The organism is Xenorhabdus miraniensis, from assembly GCF_002632615.1.
On sequence record NZ_NITZ01000114.1, the window covers coordinates 1 to 579 of the forward strand.

At 44.9% G+C, this 579-nt stretch carries 1 protein-coding gene; it reads right to left on the bottom strand.

Annotated features, from left to right (window positions below; genetic code table 11):
• Window positions 1-180: 180 nt before the first annotated feature.
• A partial coding sequence (locus Xmir_RS22330) for a transposase (protein WP_099116122.1) occupies window positions 181-579 on the bottom strand: 399 nt, incomplete at its 5' end.

A 579-nucleotide genomic window follows, 5' to 3' on the forward strand; every position in this document is an offset into this window, starting at 1 on the left:
GGCCCGCGGCATCGGCTGCAATAAGGCCGGATATAGAGCTGCAACCTACCGTCGATGTCAACATGATTTTTGTCTTGCAAACGGGATGCGTTCATATAGCTTACCATGATGTCACGCTCATTGGCGTTGGTATGCTTTTGATATCAAAAGAAAACAAGTCATCGACCATGTATAGCAGAATCAACATAACCTGACATATTCAATATGCTCTGTAAACAACTCATCAACTGAACATCTTTTTTGCCTCCTTACCGCTTTTGCTCCGCCCCATTTGTGTTCTATGGGGTTCAAATCCGGACTATAAGCGGGAAGCCATTCCAGTTGACATCTGCTGTCTGCTATCGCTTGTGTTGTGTCATTCCGTTTATGGAAAGGCGCATTGTCCATCACTATCACTGCTCCGTGTGGAAGCTTTGGCAGCAAATCTTGCGTCATCCACGCATAAAAAACATCAGCATTAATATGCTCGGTAAACAAGCTTAAGGTGACGAAGGTATTTTTGATAATGGCACCAATGACATTAATGCGGCCTTTGGCGTGCCAGTCATGCGTACCAAAACAGCGTAACCCTTTTTCCGA